The organism is Acrocarpospora macrocephala, assembly GCF_009687865.1.
GTDB lineage: Bacteria > Actinomycetota > Actinomycetes > Streptosporangiales > Streptosporangiaceae > Acrocarpospora > Acrocarpospora macrocephala.
Window position 1 is genome coordinate 1 of the sequence record NZ_BLAE01000148.1, and the last position, 2730, is coordinate 2730.

The following is a 2730-nucleotide window of genomic DNA, read 5'->3' on the forward strand; positions in this document are numbered from 1 at the left end:
GGCCGACCGCGCGCCGCCTGATCGCGCGAGTCGGGTCGTCATCCTGTGTCACGGTCCAGAACCCCCACTTTGCCAACTGCCGCCACTACCTTGACGGTACGTCGCCACACACCGCGACCGCAGACCTGTCCCCAAGGTTTTCTTATGGAAAAGTACACATCCGAGAAGCAGGAAACACCATCGGCCGCTGAGCCGTTACGGTGGAAGACCCTAGTTGAAAGGACCGACGTGTCCGATTCGGACCCTTGCAGTACCTGCCCGTGCCTCGGCACGGGCCCTAACGCGGCCATGGGACCAGCGCGATGAGCATCACCCTCGGCCTGCTAGCTGTTCTCCTGCTCACGCTGGCGACAGGATTCTTCGTCGCCCAGGAATTCGCGTTCGTCGCCGCGGACCGCACGATCCTCCGCGAACGCGCCGAATCCGACCCCGCCGCCGCCCGCGCCCTCGCGGTAACCGGCCGGCTCTCGTTCATGCTCTCCGGCGCCCAGCTGGGCATCACCGTGACCACGCTGCTCGTCGGCTTCCTGGCCCAGCCCGCGATCGCCGACGTGCTCCGCGCCCCGCTGACCGACCTGGGGCTCCCGTCCGCCGCCGTACCCGGCGTGAGCGTCGCGGCCGGTGTGGCCATCGCGACCATCGTCCAGATGATCCTGGGCGAGCTCGCCCCCAAGAACCTCGGCATCGCCCGCCCCGAGCAGGTGGCCATCAGCCTGGCCCGCCCCACGCTGATCTACCTCAAGGTGGCCGGTCCGGTGATCCGCCTCTTCGACTCCGCCGCCACCCGGCTGGTACGGCTGGCCGGCATCGAACCCGTCGAAGAGCTGGAACACGGCGCCACGCCCGAGGAGCTCTCCCGCATCGTGGCCGAATCCAGCGCCGCCGGCGAGTTGCCGCCGCGCCTGGCCGAACTGCTGGAGCGCGCGCTCGAATTCGGCGACCGTACCGCCTGGGACGTCATGGTCCCCCGCCCGCGCGTGGTCTCCCTCCGCGCCGAACGGCCGGTCTCCGACCTGGTCGACGCGGTACGCGAGCACGGCCACTCCCGCTACCCCGTGCTCGGCGACGGCGGCGACGACGTCGTCGGCATCACCGACCTGCTGGAGTACGTCGCCTCCCCCGCGGCCGCCCGCATCGCGGACATCACCCGCGCGCCCCTGCTCGTCCCCGACACGCTTCCGGTCACCGAACTGCTCAAGCGCATGGACGGCGACACCGTCGCCTGCGTCATCGACGAGTACGGCGGTCTGGCCGGCATCATCACCATGGAAGACCTGGCCGAGGAGCTGGTCGGCGAGCTCGTCGACGAGAACGACCCCGAGCCGCTGGGCGTGAAGGTCAACGCCGACGGCTCCTGGGACGTGCCCGGCACCCTCCGCATCGACGAGGTCGAGCGCGCCACCAGCGTCGAGCTGCCCGAGGGCGAGAGCTACGAGACCATCGGCGGCCTGGTCCTGTCCGGCCTCGGCCGGATGGCCGAACCGGGCGACACCGTCACCGTCGCCACCACCCCCGAACGCGACCTAGAAGACGAATCCCCACCCGCTCAGGCGCTCCTCACCGTCCTCAAGGTCCACCGCCGCGTCCCCGAATGGGTACGGCTGTCGCTGAGCGTTCCCGCCCCCACCGAATCCCCCGAAAACCCGCCAAGCACAGGTTCCGGCATGGACTACGCCCCCGAACTCTTCTCCGCCCTGTTCCAGGGGAGACCCGCATGAACACGAGTCCTAGTCGCGACCCAGAGCACCCGCGTGGACCCGGGAGTGGTCCGCGGGGCGCCCGTATGGACAGCGACCACGACGTCGTAGTGAGTGGCTTCCGGCTTAACGGTTCCTCCCCGGCCGTCGCCCAGGGGAGGCTGTCATGAACAGCCTGACGGCGATTCTGCTCGGGCTGGTATTGCTGGTGCTGAACGGGTTCTTCGTCGCGGCGGAGTTCGCGGTGATCTCGGCCAAGCGGCATCGGCTGGAAGAGGCGGCGGGCGGGCGGATGGCCCGGATGGCGGCCCGGGCGGCCGTGCGCGGCAGCCGGCAGCTGTCGTTGATGCTGGCGGGCGCTCAGCTGGGTATCACGCTCTGCTCGCTGGGGCTCGGCATGGTCACCGAACCGGCCATCCACCACCTGCTCGAACCGCTCCTCGGCGCGCTGCCCGAGGGCTTGCAGACGGCGCTGTCCTACATCGTGGCCCTGGCGATTGTGACGTTCCTGCACATGGTGGTCGGCGAGATGGCCCCCAAGTCCTTCGCCCTCACCCACCCCGAACGATCCGCCCTGGCCCTGGCGATCCCGTTCCGCGGCTTCGTCTGGCTGGTCCGCCCCATCCTGGCCACCCTCAACGGCCTCACCAACGGCCTGCTCCGTCTCTGCGGCGTACGCCCCCGTGACGAGCTCGCCACCACCAGAACGCCGCACCAACTCGCCGTCCTGGTCGCAGAATCCGGCCGGATGGGCATGCTCGACCGCAACGAACACGATCTCCTCACCCGGGCTCTACGCGTCCAGAACCAGCCCGTGGAACGCCTGATGATCCCCCTCTCCCAGACCATCACCATCCCCGCCGACGCCCCCGCCCACGTGGTCCACCAGACCGCCACCACCACCGGCCAACTCCGCATGCTGGTCATGGACGACAACTCCATCCTGGGCGTCCTCCACATCCGCGACACCCTGATCCACCCCGACCAACCTCCCTCAGCCCTGGCCACCCCCACCCCCCGAATCCCTCACACC

The 2730-nt window shown here is 69.5% G+C and carries 2 protein-coding genes; both read left to right on the forward strand.

All coding sequences use genetic code 11. The annotated features are described in order from the left end of the window. The first annotated feature begins 302 nt into the window (after positions 1-302). A complete protein-coding gene (locus tag Amac_RS53325; RefSeq protein ID WP_155362069.1) occupies positions 303-1718 on the forward strand; it encodes a hemolysin family protein in 1416 nt (471 codons plus the stop codon). Between the two features lie 145 nt (positions 1719-1863). Next, positions 1864-2730 (forward strand): CNNM domain-containing protein (locus tag Amac_RS53330; protein WP_155362070.1); only part of this gene is annotated, 867 nt, incomplete at its 3' end.